The sequence below is a fragment of the Pseudomonas sp. S3E17 genome (genome assembly GCF_024168685.1).
GTDB lineage: Bacteria > Pseudomonadota > Gammaproteobacteria > Pseudomonadales > Pseudomonadaceae > Aquipseudomonas > Aquipseudomonas marginalis.
This window is the reverse complement of record NZ_JALJWE010000001.1, coordinates 5,975,728-5,996,333: the sequence shown is the minus strand read 5'-3', so window position 1 is coordinate 5,996,333 and position 20,606 is coordinate 5,975,728. Positions and strand designations below refer to the sequence as shown.

Genomic DNA, 20,606 nt, shown 5'->3' with positions numbered 1-20,606 from the left:
TCCTACTGGTACTCGGCCAACAACGTCGCCACCGCGGTAAACCTGGCGGGGGCAAGCGTTGCACCGGGCTGTTTGACCGGCACGACTTCCAATACCGGCGGGGAAGACAGGGTGATGTCCAGTGGCGTATTGAGTCGAAACGGCAGGTTGTTTTGGAATATCCGAATACCCAGGTCAGGTGCACTGGTCTGCAATGCCGCGCCGTCGAACGTCGTGGGGGTACCGTTGACACTCAACTTGAGTACCCACGGGAGCGTGTCGACGCCACAATTGATGGTGTAACCCACCCCCCGGCGATATTTCACCCCATCGACCCGCTTGACCCCCACATCCCCAAAGTCGACTTCAATCTTGTTGCCCGCATCGATGGTGCAGGGCGGGGGCTCGTTAAGCGTTCCGCTGAACGTTACGTTGGCCGACGCACTATGGCAGAGGCCGATGGAACACAAAGCGAGCAAGGCTCGCTGCTGCCAGCATGTCATTGCGCGCTCCTCATCACTGGTAATCGATCACGAAGGTGGCGGCAGCATCGAATGCGCCTCCCACCAGCCGGCTGCCCGCGCGCTTGACAGGCACCGCCTGCACCACGGGAAAGTTCGGATAGGTAAAATTCACGCTCGAATTCAGCGCCCAGTCAGTGCCATTGAGCGACAGCTTGACCCCCAGGTCCGGGTTGCGGGTCGAGAGCACACGCCCATCGAAAGAAGCCCCGGTCCCCCTGAGCTGAAGGGTCATCGCGTTACTGAACGGGGCGTCACAGGTGACGGTGTAAGGCACGTTGCGACGGTAGTTGACCCCGTCGATCCGTGACGTAAGAAGGTCATTGCCAAAAGGCACATTGAGCGTACCGCCGCCATTGATGACGCAGGGCGGAGGCGCAATGATGACTGCGCGGATGATCAGGCTGGTCTCGGCCTGCGCGCCTTGACTGACCGCCCACAACAGGCCCCCCGCGATAAGAATGGCCCGCGAGCCGACTGACTTAGCCATTGTTCTGCCCTTACTCATAACTGAGCCTGAAATCCACCACCGCCCGAAACGCTCCGCTGGTCAACGGCGCGGCGGTACGCGTGGGTTGAACATTCCACGTCTGGGTCGTGCTGCCCTCGCTCAGATACAACGGTTCGCCCCTGGAACCCAGCTGTACATCGCGTCCCAGGGCATCGGTCAACCGCAGTCCCATCCCGGTGATGCCTTGCACTTTGACCAGTCGTGGGTCGTCGGCATCGGCAGGGGCAACAAACGTCACCGACAACACCGGTTGGTGAGCGCTCCATGCCAGGTTCCCGGTACGTTCGCTGCGGATACTGCCTGCGGTGCGCTGGCAATCCTGAAAACGCAGTTGAAACGGCTTCGATGGGGCCTGATCGCCAGGTCGTTGCAGCTGACTGGCAGACACGGCGCCCAAGTCGACCGTTTGATGCAGCGATGTCATCTCCAGCGTGCAAGGGGACTCATGCATGGATCCGGAAACGTTCAACCGGCCACGCTGGCCATCGATTCCATCGTCATCCTCGGCGCCCGCGCGCGTTGCCAGGACCAGTAACACACAGCCCAGGACTTTCACGTTGTGCAACTTCATGACGCTCTCCCGCTGCAGGCTGCTACTCATTAGGCGTCGAGACTTGCAAGTTCACCTTGCATGTTTCGCCCGTGCAGGTGAACGCCAGTAATGGACGCCCGCCGTAGTCATTCACGTAGGCCAGGTAGGGTGAATTGCCCAGCGCCTTGGCCGTCGGCCCGAGGGTTTGCGTGCCTTTAGGCGGGATCATCACGGGCTCGAAACCCGGCACGGTCTTGCCGTCTTTGCTGCTGCGAGCATCCACCAGAGACACGTAGTAAGGCGTAGGGTTGTTCACCTGGTAACGGTCGCCCTGGCGGGTCAGGGTCAGCTTTTCCTGCCAGGGGTTGGACAGGTCTTGCTGGCTGGGAGCGATGGCCTGCGGTCGGTAGAACAATTTAATCCGGGTCTGCAGCGCGATTTGCAGGGTGTTGGATTTGTCGCTGCGCGGTGGAATCTCCCGCAGGTTGAAGTAGTAGACCGTCTCGCGATCCTGCGGTAACGACTTGGCCGCCGGCAACGCCTGCACTTTCACCTGGCTTTGCTTGCCGGGCTCCAAGCGTTGAACCGGCGGCAGCACGATCAAGGGCGAGGTGATCTTGTTGCCCTCCTCGTCCTCGATCCAGCCTTGGGCCAGGTACGGCAGTTGGGTGTTGTTATTGGTGATATTCACGCTGGTCGCATCCTTGCCACCGTCAAAAATCACCCGGGTTCGGTCCAGGCCAACCGCGGCGCCGGCACTCTGGCTCAGGCCCAGAGCCAGCAGTGCGAAGACCAGGAGTGTGGGGTGCGTATTGAGCATCATGAGGCGTTGTTCTCCGTATCGGTACGCTTCCCGGTCAGCGCTGCTGGCTCGGGTGAGGATTGATCAGTGGCTACGCTCTGGCAGCGCAATTGCAAGGCATCGGTCAAGCTGTCTGCGGGCAGCGCGACGGGCAGCGTGAGCAGGCAGCGTTCGATGCCGCCCCAACTGACGATCATTTGCTCACCGGCCTGAATACCGCTCAGGTAAACAGCGCCACCGTCGTTCACAATCCCGGTGTCCTGCTGTTTTGTGTTCTTCACCGTCGCGCCGAAGGGCGGTGCGCTGCCATCCGGCAGGCGCAGGACAGCCATGGCCTTCTCACCGGCAATCACGTCCAGGGACCGATAACCAATGGCCCCTTCGGTAAGGGTCAGTTGGGTCACCGATTGAGTGGCTTCAACGTTGCTCGGCAGGTTCTCCAGGTCGACACTGGCGGCCGTACGCTGGTAGCTGCTGATATCAGAAATCACTGCCTTGCCGAACGCGTTGGTGCGGGTCGATGTGCCGTAACCACGCACAGGCACATCGGGCACACCCCCGGTGTCGAGCATCAGGCGGGTGCCACCGGTGCCATTGGTTCGGTGCAGCGCCGCACCGTAGGGCGTGAGCGTGCCACCGCCGCGAATGGATGCGCTGAGGGTCCTGCCACTGCCTTCCTGGGTGCTGGCGCTGAGATCGATGTCGGCCTGGTCGCCGATATGACTCAGGTAGCCGCTGGCGGAGCGGTCGCTTGCATTGAGCTGGTAGCTGTTGCGCTCATCGAGGCGATCGCTGTAGCGCGTCGAGAAACTCTCTTTACCCGAGGTCCTGTTGGCGTCCAGCGACAGGGTGCCGCTGCGCCCCAACGGCAGGCTGACCGTCAGCGCCATTCCGTTATCCTTGTAGGCATACTCCTGGGTGCGAAACATGTTCAGGGACAGGCTCATGTTCCTGACGGTTCCCACATTGAAGTAGCGCGACATCGACAGGTTCCAACGCTGAGTGTCCGGGCGCCCCCAATACGTCTGCTTGTTGTAGCTGGCGTAGACGGTCGCCCCAAGGTCACGAAACTGCTTGTTGAGCGTCACCGTATACAAGGCCTTGCTGTCGCCAATCGGCTTCCAGCCCTCGATGTATTCACCGCGCTCGATCCCGCCGCGCTCACCGTTCAACCCGTAATGACGGGCGTCCAGGTACTCGCTCATGCTCAAGTAGTTTTTCTCGGAAAACCGGTAACCGGCAAACGTGACCTGGCTGTCGTACTGCTCGAAGTGCTTGGAGTATTGAAGACGGTAGGATTTGCCCGAGAGTGTCTGGTTCCACACACTGGCGTGGGACTGGGTGGCATCCAGCGATACGGCGCCGAACGCCAGCAGGTCGCGACCGACCCCGACAGACAATGCGCGGTAGTTGTTATCCGTTATCCCGCCGCCAAACAGCGACCAGCCATTGCTGACCCCCCAGGAGAATTCGCCGGTGCCGAAAACGCTGCCGTTGGCGCCGTACTGAAGATCGGACGGGCGCCCGGTCGCCAGCTTGTATCGAACGTGCCCAGGACGTGTCAGGTAGGGAACGCCTGCCGTATCGATCTGGAAGGTCTGAACCGAACCATCCTGCTCCTCGACCCGCACATCCAGAGTGCCACTCACGGCGTCGCTGAGGTCCTGAATGCGATAAGGGCCTGCGGCAACCAGCGTTTCATACAGCACGCGGCCCTTCTGGCTGATGATGATTTTTGCGTTGGTCTTGGCGACCCCGACGACTTCCGGTGCGTAGCCGCGCAGGTTGGGTGGCAGTTGGCTTTGATCCGAGATCAGTGAAGCACCGGTAAAACGGAAGCTGTCGAAGATGTCCGAGTACAGGTAGTCCTCTCCGACCGTCAAGCGTGCCTTCAGTGCAGGCACTGCGCGATAGGCGTAGTAACGACTCCACTCCAACTGTTGTTGATCCCTGGGTGCCCCCTCCACGCCTTTCTCGATCCGCCCCTGCCAGTCGGCCCTCAGGCGCCAGGCCCCGGCATTGGCGCCAAGGGTTCCGTTACCACTGAGGTTGTTGCGGGTGCCGTCATTCTTTTGATAGCTGGACTGCGCCGTCATGTTGTAGTCAACCAACAGCCCCGGTACACCCTCATCCCACCGGGACGGCGGATCCCAATGAATGGCGCTGTACTCGAGGTAGGCCTGGGGCAGGTTGATGTTCAGTGTGGAGGTGGCCAGGTCGCCACTGACCTCCATGCCAGGCAAACTTTCGGTATCCAGGCACTCGCCGTTTTTCCACCATTTGAGTTTGGCCGCGTCCGACGCCTTGAGACCCAATTGATCGACAAGTTCCAGCGATAAACATGCCTGGCTGCCTTTAGGGTCATTATCGGGGGGATAGAAAGCCACCGATTGCTCAGCAATGGGCTGGGCATTGATCTGCACGACCATCGAATAGGTGCCCGGCAGAATAAACCCGCTGCGGGCAAACTGAGACAAGTCAATATTAGTGCGATCACTCAGATCAAGAACATCAGTATTAAACTCAATATCCCCAGCAGCCAGTGCAGTGCCTGCCAATGATATCAACCCGCCAAAAAGGCTTGGGCGCAGCGTATTTTTGACCTTCGCTGTATTTAACATGCAAGCAACCCATCAACGTTCAAAAATATTCCAACTTGAACCGCACGGCAGTACGGTGGGCTCCGGCCACTATGGGCAATCCGTTACCGACAAAATGAAGCGTGTAGTGCAGCGTCATATCGCCTTCCGTTAACGGATGTGGAGTCATCGGCTGACCCGGAACACTTAACTGGCCAGCGGAATCCTCAATATTCAGCGCAACGCCTTGGGAGCCACCAAAGACCGCAAAAGAACGACCACCTCTATCCGTGGGGCCGTCAAACGTCACCCGAAGGTGCTGCCAGTCGGGCAGCGTCACCCCTGGACGGGATGGATCGGTACGACTCAAGGTGCAATTGACCAGGCGCAACTGGAAGGACTGGTCCTGGCCCCTGGCGCGCCGCAGGAAGCGGCCAATGGGCTCGGGGTCCATATCGATGGTTTGATCGACGCTGACCAACTCCAGCCCGCAGGCCGAGTCGACGACCTCTCCTCCCAGCGTGACAAGCCCATCACCTTGAGCAGGCTCCTGGGCAACCACCCCAGGGCTGATGAACATCGCCAAAGAAGAGGAGATAGCGAGACTTATGAATGTTTTCACCTGTGCCTCCACCAGCCTCCCCCGCCACGCTGGGTGGCGGGGGAAAACGCTTACTGATAAGCCAAGGTGAAGTTGGTCACCGCACTGAAGTCGCCTGGCACGATGTCGCCCGTGGCAGCGCCTTGTACATAGGCACCGAACTCCAGTGTGTTGTCACCGGCGGCAATCACTTGCGGCGTGGTAGCCACGCCCAATTCAACGGGTTTACTGCCATGGGTCATCATGATGCCCACATTGCCCGCGCTCCCGACGGTGCCCAGCGCACCCGGCACAACGCTCGATGGCGCTCCGGTGAAGGTGGTGGTCACGGTGTTATCGGTGAGACCCGCCAGGTCGCAGCCCTCAAGTTCAATCAGCAGACGACGCGGCTCGGACTTCCCGCCCGCTTGCAATTGATGTTTTGCGATCGCGCCAAGGGGAATGGTCTGATCGACCGAATCAGGCTTGATAGAGCAGGCACCCGAATGGACCGACCCCAAGAACGTGACAGTTCCGTCCGCCGCCTGGGCAACGGACATCGACCCCACCAACAGCCCGATAGAGAACAGCGCGGTTTTCATTTTAGCTTTCATTTATAGATGCCCACATTAGTAATAAACGTCGTTTAAGTGATTCCGCCGCCGTGGCGCACAGAATTCCTCTATTTATTCCAATTACTTGTATTGCAAACCAGCTCATTTGAAGCCAGGCGATTATCCCGGCCAATTTCAAAAAACATAAGTCGGCTAGTTCTTCTAATTGCGTAGCCTTGCAACACTCGGACACATAGGAAAAATATGGCAAATTGCCAAAACTTTAAAATTACCCGTAAGAATTGGACTACATCAGCTTTAGTTGCAGAAACTTGTCTTCAGATATCACTGTAAGAGAGGGATTACATTCAACGAAAAATAACAACGTTTACTGGAGCACATCAACTAACATGTTGATAAGTGCGCGACGTGGTGAAACACCGTTCAATGGAAAACCATGGACGGTGCGCAGCGGGGGGGAATGAAGAGGCTTAAAGCCTGGGAGAAGGGAGTTGCTCCCTGCCCAGAGATCTGTACAGGTTAAATTCGGGGTGACTTCAAGGTCTTGTCCAGGCCGACCGCCGCCAGGGCAACCAGCACGAACCCCAGCAGGATCCCCCCGGCGTTCACAAACACTTGTGGATAACCCAGGGTGCCGACATCGATGAACGGGTACTGGTACTGCCCGAGCAAATCCCCGCGCAGCAGCACATAGCCGAAGTACACCAGCGGGTAGATGACCCACAGGCCAATGTGCTTGAGGCGCAACTGGCCCTTGGGCACGCAGCGCCACCAGTACAGCACGAACAGCAGCGGCATCACGTCGTGCAGCAGTTCATCGGCGATCCATTGAAAGCCTTCGGGCTGCCACAGATGCCGCAGCAACAGGCTGTAGGCCAAGCCGACCACCACGATGCTGACGGCGATGCCGCTGCTGACGCCGGGGGCGAGGAAAAACCGCCTGGCTGCAGAATCGCGCTTCACCCACGCATAACTCAGCACCACCGCTGCCAGGGTATTGGTCAGCACCGTGAAGAAACTGAAGAAGTTGATCAGCCCGCCGAGCAGGCTGGCGCCGGACTCCCAGCGCGAATAGAAAATCAGGTGTTGCTGAATCGCCAGGCCCACCCAACCGGCCAGCGCCGCTGCCGCCACATACCGCTTCATGAGGTCAATCCAGCGGGCGTTTGGTGCGCATCAGCTTGACGTACAAGCCTTCGACCTTCTCCCGCGCCCATGGGGTCTTGCGCAGGAACGTCAGGCTCGACTTGATGCTCGGGTCGCTCTTGAAGCAACGGATATCAATGCGTTCGGCCAGGCCTGCCCATTCGTAGTGTTCCACCAGGGTGGTGAGGACGTGTTGCAGGGTCACGCCGTGGAGGGGGTCGTTGTTTGTCGCGGTCATGCCGGGCCTATGAAAAAGTGCTCACGAAGGCGCACACCTTATCACTCCGCCCTGGCAGGTAAAAAAAGTTCCCGCTCCCGGCAAAAAAGAGATGTTATATTGTAACCATAAATCTCAAATCTTTTCGTCGTTTTGCCAAGGAATGTCCGATGTCCCTCTCCTCCCTGTGGCGCTTGTCGCCCCTCGCCGCCGCCCTGTTGATCAGCTCGGAAGCCCACGCCCTGGAACTGCAACCCCAAGTCATCACCGGCAACCCGCTGGGCAGCGAGCAACTCGCCTCGCCGACCACCGTGCTGGAGGGCGATGAGCTGACCCTGCAACAAAAAGGCAGCCTCGGCGAAACCCTCAACAAGCAGCCGGGCGTGTCGTCTTCGTACTTTGGCCCGGGCGCCAGCCGGCCGATCATCCGGGGCCAGGACGGCGACCGCATTCGCATCCTGCGCAATGGCGTGGGGGCGTTGGATGCCTCGTCACTGTCCTACGACCATGCGGTGCCGCTGGACCCGGTGAATGTCGAACGCATCGAAATCGTACGCGGCCCGGCAGCGCTGTTGTACGGCGGCAGCGCCATCGGTGGCGTGGTCAACACCTTCGACAACCGCATCCCCACCGAAGCCATCGAGGGCATCCACGGCGCCGGTGAACTGCGTTACGGCGGCGCCGACACCACGCGCAGCAGTGCGGGCAAGCTGGAAGCCGGCAATGGCACCTTCGCCTTGCACCTGGATGCCAACGCGCGGGAATTCAACGACCTGAAAATCCCCGGCCAGGCCCGCAGCCGCCACGCCCCGGACAGCGACGACGCACCCGGCAGGAACGGCCGCCTGGGCAACAGCGACGGGCGCCAGGACGGCGGCGCGGTAGGCGGCTCTTACACCTGGGACGACGGTTACGCCGGGCTGTCCTACAGCAACTACGACAGCAACTACGGCTCCCCGGCAGAGCAGGATGTGCGCATCCGCATGCAGCAGGATCACTACGGGTTTGCGTCCGAAATCCGCAACCTGCAAGGCCCGTTTACCTCGGTCAAGGTCGACGCCGGCTACACCGACTACGAGCACCGCGAAATCGAAGGCGGCGAAACCGGTACGGTCTTCAAGAACAAGGGCTACGAAGCCCGCGTCGAAGCCCGTCACCAGCCGCTCGGCCCATTCGACGGCGTGGTCGGTGCGCAGGTGACGCGCAACGAGTTCTCGGCCTTGGGCGAAGAAGCCTTCGTGCCGCAGACCGACACCAACGCCGGCGCGCTGTTTATCCTCGAAGAAATGCAGGCCACCGACCGCCTGAAACTCAGCCTCGGCGGGCGCCTGGAACACACCCGCATCGACCCCGACGCCAAGGGCAACGAACGCTTCGCCGGCGCCGACAGGAGCAACCACTTCACCGCCGGCAGCCTGTCGTCGGGCGCGGTGTATACCCTCACGCCGATCTGGTCCGTGGCCGCGACCCTGGGCTACACCGAGCGCGCACCGACCTTCTACGAGCTGTACGCCAACGGTGCCCACGTCGCCACCGGCACCTATGAGTTGGGCGACGCCCATTTAAAGAAAGAGAAAGCCGTGTCCAGCGACCTGGCCCTGCGCTTTGACACCGGCACCCACAAGGGCAGCTTCGGCGTGTTCTACAGCCACTTCTCCAATTACATCGGTTTGCTGGGCACCGGTCGTACGCTGAACGACGAAGGCGAAGAAGACGCTGGCGGCATCCCCGAGTACGAATACTCCGGTGTGCGCGCACGTTTCACCGGCTTCGAGGCCCAGGATCATTGGAAGCTCGGTGAAGGCGCCTACGGTAAGTTCGCGCTGGAGCTGTCAGGCGACTACACCCGCGCCACCAACCTGGACACCGGCGAAGCCTTGCCACGCATCGCGCCGCTGCGCTTGAACAGCGGCCTGCTGTGGGAACTGGATCGCTGGCAGGCGCGCATCGACGTCGAGCACGCGGCCGGGCAAGGGCGTGTGCCGGATAACGAGAGCGGTACCGATGGCTACACCACCCTGGGCGCGAGCGCCGGCTATCGCTTCAATGTCGGCGGCAGTCAATGGTTGGCGTTTGTGAACGGTGAAAACCTGACCAACCAGACCGTGCGCTATGCCAGCTCGATCCTGCGCGATATCGCGCCGGCACCGGGGCGCAGTGTGCAATTGGGCATCCGCACCACCTTCTAAATACACTGAAATGCCCATGTGGGAGGAGGCTTGCCCCTCCCACCGTCATTTGGCAGCGACGATCTGTCACTGTTACCAAATCGGAAATGATGCATCTTGCGATTTGCGCTTTCTCTCGGCGCGTCCGCGCTTTATCCTTGTCGGCAATAAACTGAAACGTTTCACTCCCTCGGTCGATCCTATCTTGCTGATTATTCCTGCCCGCCAAGACAGCGCTGTCTTACATCGACCTGCGCCTGGGGATAAATCACCTGCCTGTGGATAACCCCCGCTTTCCCCGAAAAAACCGAATTAACGCTGAACCAAGCCTGTGCCGAATCGTCATCTACAGTGAATGAAGCACGGGGTTACACAATTATTCCAACGTCACGGAGAAACACACTATGAGCACTGATGGTGCTTCGAGCCCAAGCCGCCTGCTGCCCAGGCTGCTCGGGATCTTGCTGCTGATCATGGGCCTGGCCTTGCTGGCTGGCGGCGTCAAGCTGAGCCTGCTCGGCGGGTCGCTGTACTACCTGCTGGCCGGTATCGGCATCACCCTGACCGGCCTGCTGCTACTGGCCACCCGCCGCGCCGCGCTCGGGTTGTACGCGCTGGTGCTGTTCGCCAGCACCGTATGGGCCCTGTGGGAAGTCGGCCTGGATTGGTGGCAGCTGGTGCCGCGCCTGGCGCTGCTGTTCGCCCTGGGCATCGTCATGCTGCTCCCGTGGTTTCGCCGTCCGTTGCTGCGCGGCCAACCTGCCCCGCTGGGCACTGGCGCGCTGAGCGTGGCCGTGGTGCTGGCCGGTGCAACCGCCCTGGCCAGCCAATTCACCAACCCCGGTGAAATGGTCAAGACCGGCCAACTGGACCGCGACGCGGTACCGGGCATGGCCAGCGCTGCACCGTCCCAGGCCGATGGCGACTGGAACTCCTACGGCCGCTCGGCCTACGGTGATCGTTACTCGCCGTTGGCGCAGATCACTCCGGAAAACGCGCACAAGCTGGTACCGGCATGGACCTATCGCACCGGCGACATCCCCGGCCCGAACGATCCAGGCGAGACCACCGCGGAAAACACCCCGCTGAAAGTCAACGGCATGCTTTACGTGTGCACGCCCCACAGCCAGGTGATTGCGCTGGACCCGGACACCGGCAAGGAAATCTGGCGCTTCGATCCGAAGATCAGCAGCCAGGGTGCCGAGAACTTCAAGGGGTGGGCGCACATGACCTGCCGTGGCGTGTCGTATCACGATGACGCCGCCTACGCTTCCGAGCAGAGCCCGACCGGCAGCGCCAGCCCGGCCGCCGCGCCGAATGCCTGCCCGAAACGCATCTTCGTGCCGACCGCCGACACCCGCCTGATCGCCCTGAACGCCGACACCGGCAAGATGTGCGAAGACTTCGGTGACAAAGGCCAGGTCGACCTGCGTGCCAACATCGGCAGCTTTGCCCCGGGTGGTTACTACTCCACTTCGCCACCGGCCGTGACCAAAAACCTGGTGGTGATTGGTGGCCACGTCACCGATAACGTCTCCACCGACGAGCCCAGCGGCGTGATCCGCGCGTTCGACGTACACACCGGCAAGCTGGTGTGGAACTGGGACAGCGGCAACCCGGACGACACCACCCCGTTGGCCGAAGGCAAGACCTACACCCGCAACTCGCCGAACATGTGGTCCATGTTCGCCGTGGATGAAAAACTCGGCATGCTCTACCTGCCGATGGGCAACCAGATGCCCGACCAGTACGGCGGCGACCGTACCGACGATTCCGAGAAATACGCTGCGGGCCTGACCGCCCTGGACATCGACAGCGGCCACGTGAAGTGGACCTTCCAGTTCACTCACCATGACCTGTGGGACATGGACGTCGGCGGCCAGCCGTCGCTGATCGACATCAAGACCGAAGCCGGCGTGAAGCAGGCGGTGATGGCGTCGACCAAGCAAGGCAGCATCTACGTGCTGGACCGCGCCACCGGCCAGCCGGTGGTGCCGATCCACGAAGTGGCCGTGCCCCAGGGCGCTGTCGCGGGCGACCGTACTTCCCCGACCCAACCGAAGTCCGAGCTGAACTTCATGCCACCGCCGCTGAAAGAGCGTGACATGTGGGGCGTGACGCCGTTCGACCAGATGCTGTGCCGCATCGATTTCAAATCCATGCGCTACGACGGCCCGTTCACCCCGCCATCGCTGCAAGGTTCGATCGTTTACCCAGGTAACTTCGGCGTGTTCGACTGGGGCGGCATTTCCGTCGACCCGGTACGCCAGATCGCCTTCGTGAACCCGAGCTACATGGCGTTCAAATCCAAGCTGATCCCGGCGGCCGATATCGCCAAGCGAGGCCCGCGCGTCAGCGAAACCCAGGGCGTGCAGCCGAACAAAGGCGCGCCGTACGGCGTAATCCTCGAAGCACTGCTGTCGCCTCTGGGCCTGCCGTGCCAGGCACCGGCGTGGGGTTACGTGGCCGCGGTCGACCTGACCACCCACCAGACCATCTGGATGCACAAGAACGGCACTGTGCGTGACAGCTCGCCGGTTCCGGTTCCCCTGACCATGGGCGTACCGAGCCTGGGCGGCACCTTCACCACAGCCGGTGGCGTGTCGTTCCTCAGCGGTACCCTCGACCAGTACCTGCGTGCCTATGACGTGAAAAACGGCAAGCAGTTGTGGGAAGGCCGCCTGCCCGCCGGCGCGCAAACCACCCCGATGACCTATACCGGCAAGGACGGCAAGCAGTACGTGCTGGTCATGGCGGGTGGTCATGGTTCCCTGGGGACCAAGCAGGGTGACTACGTGATGGCGTTCAAACTGCCGGATTAAGCTTTATCGGCGGCAAAACCAAGGCGGCTACCCTCACAGGTAGCCGCCTTTTTTGTGCCTTCCATAGCAGCTGCGGATTTGCGCGGTGTTGGATTATGCGGTGCTTCAGAGCGGCTTGCGTTCCCGCCGCATCCACAACTCGAACGCCATGGCATTGAGCGGACGGCTGATCAAGTAGCCCTGGGCCGTATCGCAGTTCCACTGCTTGAGCAGCTTGAGGCTGGGCTCGAATTCCACACCTTCGGCCACCACCTTGAGCCCCAGGTTGTGGCTCATTTCGATGGTCGAACGCACGATCACGCCGTCGCCGCTGGTGCTGTCGAGGTTGCGCACGAAGGATTGATCGATCTTCAACTCCTGCACCGGCAGGCGCTGCAGTTGCGCCAGGGAGGAATAGCCGGTGCCGAAGTCATCCACCGACAGGCTGATGCCGCAGCCGCGCAGTTGCTCCAGCACGCTCAAGGCTTGTTGCGGGTTGTGCATGATCGCACTTTCGGTGATTTCGAAAATCAGCTGCCGGGCCGCCACGCCGTACTGCATCAGCAAGGTGCTGACGCGGATCGCCAGGTCGTCATCGGCCAGGTCATCCACCGAGATGTTCACCGACAATTGAATGTGCATGCCGCGCTGCGACCACTCGCCGATCTGGCGGATAGCTTCTTCGATCACCCACAGGGTCAGGCCGCCCATGCTGCCGGTGCGCTCGGCCAGGGGGATGAACTCGGCGGGCGACACCAGCCCCAGGGTGGGATGCTGCCAGCGCAGCAGGGCTTCGGCCTGGCACACCTCGCCATGCTTGAGGTCGAGTTTGGGCTGGTAGCACAGGTACAGCTCGCCTTCGACGACGGCCCGGCGCAGGTCGCGGATCAGGGTGATCTGGCGCTGGTGGGCGAGGTCGCGGTCCTGCTGGTAGATCTGCAGATAACCCGGCAGCGTCGCCGCATCGTGGCGGGCGATGGCGGCGCGACTGATCAACTCTTCCACCTGCTGGCCATCGGTGGGGTAGGCGGCGATGCCGATGCTGACTTCGTGGCGCACTTCATCATTGCCGATGCGCTGGGGCTCGGTAAGCAGCGCGTAGAGGCGGTCGGCGCGGGCCACGGCGCGATCGATCTCGGTATTTTCCAGCAACAGCAAAAACTCGCTGCCGGTGATGCGCGCCGCCGTGTCGCTGGCCAGCAGGCTCATGGACAGGCAGCGGCTGGCTTCGCGCAGCATGTCCTCGACCCCCTCCGGACCGAAGCCTTCGTTGATCACCCGGTAGTTCTCGATGCCCAGGTACAGCAATACCACCGGCCGTCGTGCACTGATCGCACTGCCCAGGCGCTCCATGGCCAGGGCACGGTTGGGCAGGCCGGTGAGCGGATCATGCAGGGCGTTATGGGCCAGTTGCCGTTCGCGCACGGCGATGCCGCTTTGCATGGCATTGAAGGCGCGGGCCAGCAAACCGAACTCATCGTGGCTGCGTACCCGCACCGGCGTGCGGTAATCACCGGCGCCGATGCGCCCCGCCGCTTCCACGAGGGCGTTGAGCGGGCGCGAGACCCGCCGCGCCAGGAACAACGCGCCGGCCAACGACACCAGCAGCACCGCAAGGGCAATCCCGAGAAACTGCCGGTCCAGCGGCGCAAAGGATTCCAGCGCATGGTCCAGCGGGCTTTGCAGCAATACGCGCACGTCATCGCCGTCGCCGGTATTGGCCAATGGAAGCACGCGGCTGAGCACGCGCTGACCGTGGAACCCATGGATCTGTGCCTCAGGGTTGAGCGGAGCGTCGTGCAGCAGGCTGAGGGCGGTGGCCCGGTACGCGTCGGGCTGGGTGCTGAACAGCGGGCCGGGCGTGCCGTCCTGCACACTGAGAAACGACACTTCCAGGTTGCTCATGGAGCGCAGTTCATAGGCGAACAGTTGGTCCATGGCAAAGCCCATCACGATGCGCGCGATGGGCAACGGGTCGCGCACTTCATCCTGCACCAGCAGGTAAGGCCGCCCATCCAGGGCCACGATCACCATGTGCAGGCCATTGCGCCGCGCATGGCGCAAGGCGGCGTCATAGGGGAACGGCTGGCCGCGGGTGAGGATAGGAAGTGTGCTGACCATGACCTTGCCATCCAGGCCCAGCACAAACACTTCGCTGGAACGGATGCCGGTGCCGTGGCGCCGCAGTGCCGCCAGGATCGGCGCAGGCTTGCCCTCGGCCACGGCCTGCTTGAACGGACCATCGCCGGCGAGCCAGTCGAGCCCGTATTGCAGGCGCCGCCCGCGCAGGTCCAGCAGACGCTCGAATACCTGGGTTCCGGTTTTCAGTTGGACTTGTGCCTGGTTCTCCACGGCACGGCGGGTGGCGCTCTTGACAGCGAAATAGGTGGCGGCGACCACCACCAGCAGCAACAGCGCCAACACCCCGGCAATACGGGTTTGAAAGGTATGGCGCCATGTCATGGCAGTGCCCTCCGGCAGCGTTCGCCGCTCGCCGCCGCGTCCCTTAGTCATGTGCATTCCTTGCGCCCTGACCTGCTGTCAAAAAAACATCCATTTAGACTGGACTTTTTGTTTTAGCAGATTAGCTGGGACCGCGCAGAAGCGCACCGAATAAAACCGGGGATTTAACTGTCATTTTATTGGCGACAACCGCTTGGCCATATCCGCCTATCAGCTGCGGGCGCGCATGAAATCTCCCCAACGCCGCACCAGGTAGTTGTGCTCATCCATGACCGAGTTCCACACCGCGATATGCCCCATACGCTGCTCATAGGAGCCGCCATCGCGCACCTCGCCGATATCGATCAACGGCAACCCGTCGCTGCCGTGCAACTCCTCCCGCGCGGGCTTGCCGGCGTACCAGTAATCCCACTCGGCACTGCTCAGGTGATCACGGCTGCGCGCCGGGTTGCCGATGTAGTAACCCTGGCGCGCCATCACCGCGCCCGGCCAGCCGGACAGCCACCAATTGAGGTACGCGTAGGCCGCGTCCAGCACCGGCCCCTGGGCATGGCGCGACAATGACAAGCCGCCGAACCAGGCGCGATAGCCTTCGCGGGGCACCGCCAGGCGGTATTTCACCCCGGCGCGGTGCAGGCGCATCAAGGTCGGCGACCACAGGCTCTGGATATCGATGCTCGGGCTGAGCATCAGTTGCGCCGCCTCTTCATCGTCGGACCAAAACGCGGCGAAATGCCCTTCCTTCTGCTTGCGCACCAGAATATCGGCGAGCACGTCGATCTCTTCGATGCTCATATTGCCGATGTCGTTGAAGCGCGCCAGCCCCGCGCCCTGCACCGCCAGCGCAGCATCCAGGGCGCCGATGGCAGCATCGCTCTGCAGCGCCGTGCGGGCGCGCCAGGCCGGGTCCAGCAGCCAGCCCCAGCTTTCGTTACCGTGGCAAAACCCCTCGGGCAGGCGCTCGGGGCGGTAGGCGAAGCTGTCGGCATTGTGGGTCAAGGGCAGCATGCTGATGCGCTCGGTGACGGTGCTGCCGAGGCTGCCGTCGTGCTGCACGAACAGGCGCTCGCTGGGCACGCTGCCGCTGCCCAGGCGGTCATTGGGCGACAGCCGACCGCGCTTGGGCAGGTCGTTGATCTCGTGCCACAACGCGATGCGCCGCGTGTCGATGGGCTGGATCGCCCGGGCCGGCCACACGAAGTCGACGTTATGAAACCATTGGTCGTAGAGGTCGTAGCTGTCGGGCTGCATCACCGCAATGCGCTGGGCCTGTTCGACGTCGTGCACCTGATACACGAGGCGAATGCCCAGTTCCTGTTCGGCGCGCACCCGCAGGCATTCGAGCAGGGTGACCGAGGTGCCGAGCACCCGTAAGGTGATCATCCGGCGAACCGCCGTGAGAACACCTCAAAGGAACGCCGCAGCAACGCTGGGTCGAGACCGCGCAGGATAAACACCAGGCGCGATTGCCGCTCGGTGCCTGGCCAGGCGGGCAGATGGACCGGGGCATGCAGGCAATGCTGCACGCCATGAATGACGATGGGGGCGTTACTGGCGTTCACGTTGAGCAGTCCTTTGACACGAAGGATTCGTTCGCCGTGGCATCTTAACAGCATCGACAACCACACCCCGAAGCCGACCCAGTCCAGCGGCCGGTCGAAGGTCATACTGCACACCTGGGCCGTACCGTGGGTGGCGCTGGTGGTCTGGTGCAATTGCCAGCGGCTGACTTCCAGGGCGGGCTCGGCACTGCGCAGGCCTTCGCCGAGCAACAGTTGGTCGCCGCTGTGGATGGCGTGGGTATCGAGGATCGGCGTACCGGCGTTGAGCGCCTGCAGGTGCGCACGCAGCGATTCGCAGTCATCCACAAGATCAGTCTTGCTCAGTAGCAAACGGTCTGCGGCCGCAACCTGGGCCAGCCATTCCGGGTGCAGGCGTTCCTGCAACGCGGCGTGGCTGGCATCGACCAGCGTCACCACCAGGCCGATATGAAAACGCCCGCGCAGTTGCACATCGTTGTTCAAGGTGGCGAGGATCGGGGCCGGGTCGGCCAGGCCGGTGGTCTCGAGAATCACCCGTTTGAACGCAGGAATTTCGCCGCGCTCGCGGCGTTGCAACAGGCCGAGCAACGCGTCCTTGAGCTCGCCACGGATGGAGCAGCAAATGCAGCCGCTGGGCAGCAGCACAGTGTTCGGCGCGACCTCTTCCACCAGCAGATGGTCGATGCCGATATCGCCGAATTCGTTGATCAGCAACGCGGTGTCGCCCAGGCTTTCGCCTTGCAGCAGGCGCTGGAGCAAGGTGGTCTTGCCGCTGCCGAGAAAGCCGGTGATCACATTTAGAGCAATGCTCATATTTACCTCCACGCCCGGTAGGAGCGAGCTTGCTCGCGAAAAACCCGAGAGCGCCACGTACATCCAGACAACACGCGTTATCGTTGACGTTTTTCGCGAGCAAGCTCGCTCCTACAGTGGGGTGTTTTCCAGGTGATCAAGTAGACGCGGATCAAGGGGATCCAAAGGCCGGCCGAGCATGGTTTCAGCCGCCTGCCAGAGTTGATCCAAGCCGCTCGCCAGTGCCTGTTTACCGGTGGCGCCCAACAGCAGATAAGACGCACCCTGGAAGTCTTCGACCTTGAGCCGGAACACCGCCAGCACCTGGTTGATCGCGGCGATACGGCGCAGGCGTTCGCGGCGCCTGGGCAGTTCATCGCCCAGGGGATCACTCCAGTGCAGGTCTTCGCCGAGCAGTCCGCAGAGTCCGCACATGGCTACACCCCGCTCATGGCATGACATCGCCGGAGTTCGGGCCCAGAGTCTGACCGACGAACAGGTTGCCGCCCGGCTCGCTGGCCAGCAGCACGGCGGTGGGCGCCACTTCATCCGCCAGGCCGAAGCGTCCCAAGGGCAATTCAGCGGCCTTGGCGCGCTTCCAGTCGGCGCTGATACCGCCCACTAACGGCGTCTCGATCGGGCCGGGAGCGATGGCGTTGACCAGCACATTGTCCTTGGCCACTTCCAGGGCCAGGGACTTGGTAAAACCGATGACCCCGGCCTTGGCGGCCGCGTAGTGGGTGAGTTCGGCACCGCCCTTGATGCCCAGTTGCGACGCCACGTTGATGATCCGTCCCCAGCGTTGCGCCAACATATGCGGCAAGGCGCGCTGACTGGCGACGAACACACTGGTGAGGTCGACGCGCAGCATGTCGTTCCACATCTCGATGGACAGGTCGACGCAACGCGCCTGGGTGAGCATCCCGGCATTGTTGACCAGGATATCGATGCCGCCGAAATGTTCGACGCATCGGTCGACACTGGCCTGGGCACCTTCCACCGTGCCCACATCGGCCACGCACTCGACCACCTCGGCGCCCAGGTTACGGCAGGCGGTCGCGGTTTCGGCGAGGCTGGCGGGGTTGCGGTCGGCCAGTAACAGCCGCGCGCCTTCAACGGCATAGGCGCGGGCGATGGCGGCACCGATGCCGCTGCCGGCACCGGTGATCACGGCACGGCGGTTATCTAGTTGAGGCATATGAAAATCTCCTGAAGCAAACACAGCCCTCTCCCACATTTGGATTGAGTACATCAGTCAGTCAGGCCAGCGCACGGTGAGGCCGCCATCGATGACGATGCTCTGCCCGGTCAAATAACTCGACGCTTCACTGGTCAAGAACTGCACCAACGACGCCACTTCATCCGCGCGCCCTACCCGCCCCAACGGAATCGCTCGAGCAGCCTTTGCCAGACCTTCCGGCCCCAGCGAGTTCTTCGCATCCAGCGACTGCGGCGTCTCGATCAACCCCGGGATCACCGCATTGCAGCGAATGCCCAGGGGCGCCAGTTCCACCGCCAGCGAACGGCACAAGCCCGGCACACCGGCCTTGGCCGCCGCGTAGTGGCTGTGGTCCTGCCAGCCATACACGCCGCCGGCAATCGAAGAGATCGCCACCAGCGCGCCGCCTTCGTTCATATGCCGCGTCGCCGCGCGGAAGGTACGCATCACCCCGGTCAGGTCGACATTGAGCATCTCGTTCCATAACTCGTCGGTCATTTCCAGCAGCGGCGCACGGCGCAGCAAACCGGCGTTGGCCACCGCGTAATCCAGCCGGCCGAAATGCTGTACCGCCTGCTCGGCGAGGGCGTCCACCGAGGCGGTATCGCCCACGTCCAGCGGCAACATCAGGCACTCGCCCCCCGCCTCTTCCACCAACGACACGGTGGTGCCCGGGTCGTGGGGATCGGCCGGGTAATACCCGCCCACCACCGCCACGCCACAACGTGCATAGGCCACGGCGAGGGCTTGGCCGATGCCACTGGCGGCACCGGTAATCAGGGCAACTTTACGGCTCATCACATTCTCCTTACTGAACGGTTTCCGGACGCACATGGCGTGCGGCAAACATCAGCGCGCCGGACAAGAAGCATGGCAGCGCGCCGAACCACAGCGCGGCGGTCTGCCAGTCACTGCCGGCGGACAACACCTGGGTCGCACCAAAGCCCGCGACCACGGCACCAATCGGGCCCATGGCATGGATGATCGCGCCGCCGGTGGCGCGGATGCTGGTGGGGAAACTTTCACTGATAAAGAACAGCGCCGCCGAGTACGGCCCGATCAGGAAGAACAGGCCCAGGCTGTACAGCCCGACCACCATCGGCATATTGCTTGGGCCAAACAGCATGCCGGCAAACGCCAGGCCGCCGAGCATCCAGCCCAGGCCGATCACATTGCGGCGGCCGATCTTGTCGCCCATCCAGCCGTGGCTGAGGTAGCCGCAGTAACCCACCAGGTTCGACAGCACGAGGATGATCAGCGAGTTCTCGAACGAAATGTGGTGCACGCTGACGATCACCGAGGTGCCGAGCACGCTGAACACCTGGATCGCTGCCCAGTTGAGCAGCAGCGCAGCGCCGATCACCAGGGTGGCGCGACGGGCCGGGCCACGGAAGGCCGCCTTGAGGCCGGCCTTGCTGTGTTCGTCGTAGTCCACGCCGTAGGTCACGGCAACGTTTTGCGCTTCGGTCACCGCACCGCTTTTACGCAGTTGGCTGATGCGCTGGTGGATCTGGAATTGCGGGCTCTCCTTGAGCTTGCGCGCCATGATCGCGATGACGATGGCCGGGATCGCGGCGAAGATGAAGCACCCTTGCCAGCCGATGATCGGCAGCAACAGCGCGGTCAAGCCGGCGGCGATCAACGCACCGACCGGCCAGCCGCCCTGCACCAGGCTGTAGATGAAGCCGCGGCGCTTGGTCAGGCGCGGGTCTTCCGAGGCGCCATACAGCTCGGTCAAATAAGTGGCGTTGACGGTTTCTTCGGCATACCCCAGGCCGCCCAGCGAACGGATCAGAATCAGCGGCGACTTGCCCCACGCGCCGCCAATGGCGGTCAGCGCCGAGCACAGTGCGGAACCGGCCACGGTGAAAATAATCCCTTTGCGTCGCCCCAGCTTGTCGACGATCGGCCCGATGGCCAAGGCGACCACGGCGGTACCCACCGCCACCCAGGTCGCGATTTCAGCCTGCTCCACTTCACCCCAGCCAAAGTGCCGGCCGATCTCCGGCAGCAAGGTGCCGAACAGGATGAAGTCATACACCGCAAACACCCAGGCGAAAAACGCGATCCAGGTGGCGAAGCGCACTTCCTGGGACGTCAGTTGCCGGGGTTTCCAGCCAGTCAGGTCAAGCTTGTTGTAGATGGACATAATCGCGCCTCGGGAGGTGGAGTGGGCTTTC

The 20,606-nt window shown here is 62.2% G+C and carries 18 protein-coding genes; 2 read left to right on the top strand and 16 right to left on the bottom strand.

Translation table 11 applies throughout. The features are described 5' to 3' along the window. Window positions 1-2 precede the first annotated feature (2 nt). From J3D60_RS27095 to J3D60_RS27055, 9 genes are all read right to left on the bottom strand, one after another. Window positions 3-482, bottom strand: a complete 480-nt coding sequence (locus J3D60_RS27095) for a fimbrial protein (protein ID WP_065926568.1) — start codon at window positions 480-482, stop codon at window positions 3-5. A 13-nt stretch (window positions 483-495) separates the two neighbouring features. After that, entirely contained in the window at window positions 496-990 is a 495-nt protein-coding gene (locus J3D60_RS27090) for a fimbrial protein (RefSeq protein ID WP_253493421.1), read from the bottom strand. Between the two features lie 10 nt (window positions 991-1,000). Continuing rightward, on the bottom strand, window positions 1,001-1,582 hold the full coding sequence (locus J3D60_RS27085) for a fimbrial protein (protein WP_065938653.1): 582 nt from the start codon (window positions 1,580-1,582) through the stop codon (window positions 1,001-1,003). A gap of 22 nt (window positions 1,583-1,604) precedes the next feature. Next, window positions 1,605-2,366 carry a fimbria/pilus periplasmic chaperone gene (locus tag J3D60_RS27080; RefSeq protein WP_065926571.1) on the bottom strand — a complete coding sequence of 254 codons (762 nt, stop codon included), beginning with the start codon at window positions 2,364-2,366 and terminating at the stop codon, window positions 1,605-1,607. Then, window positions 2,363-4,966: an outer membrane usher protein gene (locus tag J3D60_RS27075; RefSeq protein WP_253493419.1), complete on the bottom strand. Its 2,604-nt coding sequence runs from the start codon at window positions 4,964-4,966 to the stop codon at window positions 2,363-2,365. The genes J3D60_RS27080 and J3D60_RS27075 overlap by 4 nt, the downstream gene beginning before the upstream one ends. Window positions 4,967-4,985: 19 nt before the next feature. Next, the gene (locus J3D60_RS27070) at window positions 4,986-5,546 is read right to left on the bottom strand and encodes a fimbrial protein (protein ID WP_092487319.1); all 561 of its coding nucleotides are present in this window, start codon (window positions 5,544-5,546) and stop codon (window positions 4,986-4,988) included. 50 nt (window positions 5,547-5,596) lie between these two features. Beyond that, window positions 5,597-6,106, bottom strand: a complete 510-nt coding sequence (locus J3D60_RS27065) for a fimbrial protein (protein ID WP_065926573.1) — start codon at window positions 6,104-6,106, stop codon at window positions 5,597-5,599. Between the two features lie 492 nt (window positions 6,107-6,598). Further along, window positions 6,599-7,225 carry a Pr6Pr family membrane protein gene (locus J3D60_RS27060; protein WP_065938651.1) on the bottom strand — a complete coding sequence of 209 codons (627 nt, stop codon included), beginning with the start codon at window positions 7,223-7,225 and terminating at the stop codon, window positions 6,599-6,601. Window positions 7,226-7,229: 4 nt separating this feature from the next. Continuing rightward, window positions 7,230-7,463: a VF530 family DNA-binding protein gene (locus J3D60_RS27055; RefSeq protein WP_027604640.1), complete on the bottom strand. Its 234-nt coding sequence runs from the start codon at window positions 7,461-7,463 to the stop codon at window positions 7,230-7,232. A gap of 149 nt (window positions 7,464-7,612) precedes the next feature. On the opposite strand from J3D60_RS27055, the gene J3D60_RS27050 reads away from it, so the two are divergent. Together J3D60_RS27050 and J3D60_RS27045 are read left to right on the top strand one after the other, a co-directional pair. Then, window positions 7,613-9,631, top strand: a complete 2,019-nt coding sequence (locus J3D60_RS27050) for a TonB-dependent receptor (RefSeq protein WP_253493417.1) — start codon at window positions 7,613-7,615, stop codon at window positions 9,629-9,631. Between the two features lie 383 nt (window positions 9,632-10,014). After that, window positions 10,015-12,432, top strand: coding sequence for a glucose/quinate/shikimate family membrane-bound PQQ-dependent dehydrogenase (locus tag J3D60_RS27045; protein ID WP_253493416.1), 2,418 nt, complete (start codon window positions 10,015-10,017; stop codon window positions 12,430-12,432). A gap of 105 nt (window positions 12,433-12,537) precedes the next feature. Here the strand turns inward: J3D60_RS27045 and J3D60_RS27040 are convergent, their stop codons facing one another. From J3D60_RS27040 to J3D60_RS27010, 7 genes are all read right to left on the bottom strand, one after another. Further along, the gene (locus J3D60_RS27040; protein ID WP_253494045.1) at window positions 12,538-14,874 is read right to left on the bottom strand and encodes a bifunctional diguanylate cyclase/phosphodiesterase; all 2,337 of its coding nucleotides are present in this window, start codon (window positions 14,872-14,874) and stop codon (window positions 12,538-12,540) included. A gap of 210 nt (window positions 14,875-15,084) precedes the next feature. After that, window positions 15,085-16,257 carry a PotD/PotF family extracellular solute-binding protein gene (locus J3D60_RS27035; RefSeq protein WP_253493415.1) on the bottom strand — a complete coding sequence of 391 codons (1,173 nt, stop codon included), beginning with the start codon at window positions 16,255-16,257 and terminating at the stop codon, window positions 15,085-15,087. Continuing rightward, complete coding sequence (locus tag J3D60_RS27030) at window positions 16,254-17,228, bottom strand: GTP-binding protein (protein WP_253493414.1); 975 nt, start codon at window positions 17,226-17,228, stop codon at window positions 16,254-16,256. The genes J3D60_RS27035 and J3D60_RS27030 overlap by 4 nt, the downstream gene beginning before the upstream one ends. Before the next feature lie 111 nt (window positions 17,229-17,339). After that, window positions 17,340-17,642 carry a hypothetical protein gene (locus tag J3D60_RS27025; RefSeq protein ID WP_065938646.1) on the bottom strand — a complete coding sequence of 101 codons (303 nt, stop codon included), beginning with the start codon at window positions 17,640-17,642 and terminating at the stop codon, window positions 17,340-17,342. Window positions 17,643-17,655: 13 nt separating this feature from the next. Then, window positions 17,656-18,405 carry an SDR family NAD(P)-dependent oxidoreductase gene (locus J3D60_RS27020; protein ID WP_065938645.1) on the bottom strand — a complete coding sequence of 250 codons (750 nt, stop codon included), beginning with the start codon at window positions 18,403-18,405 and terminating at the stop codon, window positions 17,656-17,658. A 57-nt stretch (window positions 18,406-18,462) separates the two neighbouring features. Then, complete coding sequence (locus J3D60_RS27015; protein WP_065938644.1) at window positions 18,463-19,224, bottom strand: SDR family NAD(P)-dependent oxidoreductase; 762 nt, start codon at window positions 19,222-19,224, stop codon at window positions 18,463-18,465. 10 nt (window positions 19,225-19,234) lie between these two features. Beyond that, the gene (locus J3D60_RS27010; protein ID WP_065938643.1) at window positions 19,235-20,575 is read right to left on the bottom strand and encodes an MFS transporter; all 1,341 of its coding nucleotides are present in this window, start codon (window positions 20,573-20,575) and stop codon (window positions 19,235-19,237) included. Window positions 20,576-20,606: the final 31 nt, after the last annotated feature.

What these genes read in the sequence shown, in the direction of transcription:
- J3D60_RS27060 (WP_065938651.1), bottom strand. Translation starts at nt 7,225, where the DNA reads ATGAAGCGGTATGTGGCGGCAGCGGCGCTGGCCGGTTGGGTGGGCCTG.
- J3D60_RS27030 (WP_253493414.1), bottom strand. Translation starts at nt 17,228, where the DNA reads ATGAGCATTGCTCTAAATGTGATCACCGGCTTTCTCGGCAGCGGCAAG.
- J3D60_RS27085 (WP_065938653.1), bottom strand. Translation starts at nt 1,582, where the DNA reads ATGAAGTTGCACAACGTGAAAGTCCTGGGCTGTGTGTTACTGGTCCTG.
- J3D60_RS27020 (WP_065938645.1), bottom strand. Translation starts at nt 18,405, where the DNA reads ATGCCTCAACTAGATAACCGCCGTGCCGTGATCACCGGTGCCGGCAGC.
- J3D60_RS27065 (WP_065926573.1), bottom strand. Translation starts at nt 6,106, where the DNA reads ATGAAAACCGCGCTGTTCTCTATCGGGCTGTTGGTGGGGTCGATGTCC.
- J3D60_RS27015 (WP_065938644.1), bottom strand. Translation starts at nt 19,224, where the DNA reads ATGAGCCGTAAAGTTGCCCTGATTACCGGTGCCGCCAGTGGCATCGGC.
- J3D60_RS27040 (WP_253494045.1), bottom strand. Translation starts at nt 14,874, where the DNA reads ATGACATGGCGCCATACCTTTCAAACCCGTATTGCCGGGGTGTTGGCG.
- J3D60_RS27045 (WP_253493416.1), top strand. Translation starts at nt 10,015, where the DNA reads ATGAGCACTGATGGTGCTTCGAGCCCAAGCCGCCTGCTGCCCAGGCTG.
- J3D60_RS27055 (WP_027604640.1), bottom strand. Translation starts at nt 7,463, where the DNA reads ATGACCGCGACAAACAACGACCCCCTCCACGGCGTGACCCTGCAACAC.
- J3D60_RS27035 (WP_253493415.1), bottom strand. Translation starts at nt 16,257, where the DNA reads ATGATCACCTTACGGGTGCTCGGCACCTCGGTCACCCTGCTCGAATGC.
- J3D60_RS27090 (WP_253493421.1), bottom strand. Translation starts at nt 990, where the DNA reads ATGGCTAAGTCAGTCGGCTCGCGGGCCATTCTTATCGCGGGGGGCCTG.
- J3D60_RS27025 (WP_065938646.1), bottom strand. Translation starts at nt 17,642, where the DNA reads ATGTGCGGACTCTGCGGACTGCTCGGCGAAGACCTGCACTGGAGTGAT.
- J3D60_RS27080 (WP_065926571.1), bottom strand. Translation starts at nt 2,366, where the DNA reads ATGATGCTCAATACGCACCCCACACTCCTGGTCTTCGCACTGCTGGCT.
- J3D60_RS27075 (WP_253493419.1), bottom strand. Translation starts at nt 4,966, where the DNA reads ATGTTAAATACAGCGAAGGTCAAAAATACGCTGCGCCCAAGCCTTTTT.
- J3D60_RS27010 (WP_065938643.1), bottom strand. Translation starts at nt 20,575, where the DNA reads ATGTCCATCTACAACAAGCTTGACCTGACTGGCTGGAAACCCCGGCAA.
- J3D60_RS27095 (WP_065926568.1), bottom strand. Translation starts at nt 482, where the DNA reads ATGACATGCTGGCAGCAGCGAGCCTTGCTCGCTTTGTGTTCCATCGGC.
- J3D60_RS27050 (WP_253493417.1), top strand. Translation starts at nt 7,613, where the DNA reads ATGTCCCTCTCCTCCCTGTGGCGCTTGTCGCCCCTCGCCGCCGCCCTG.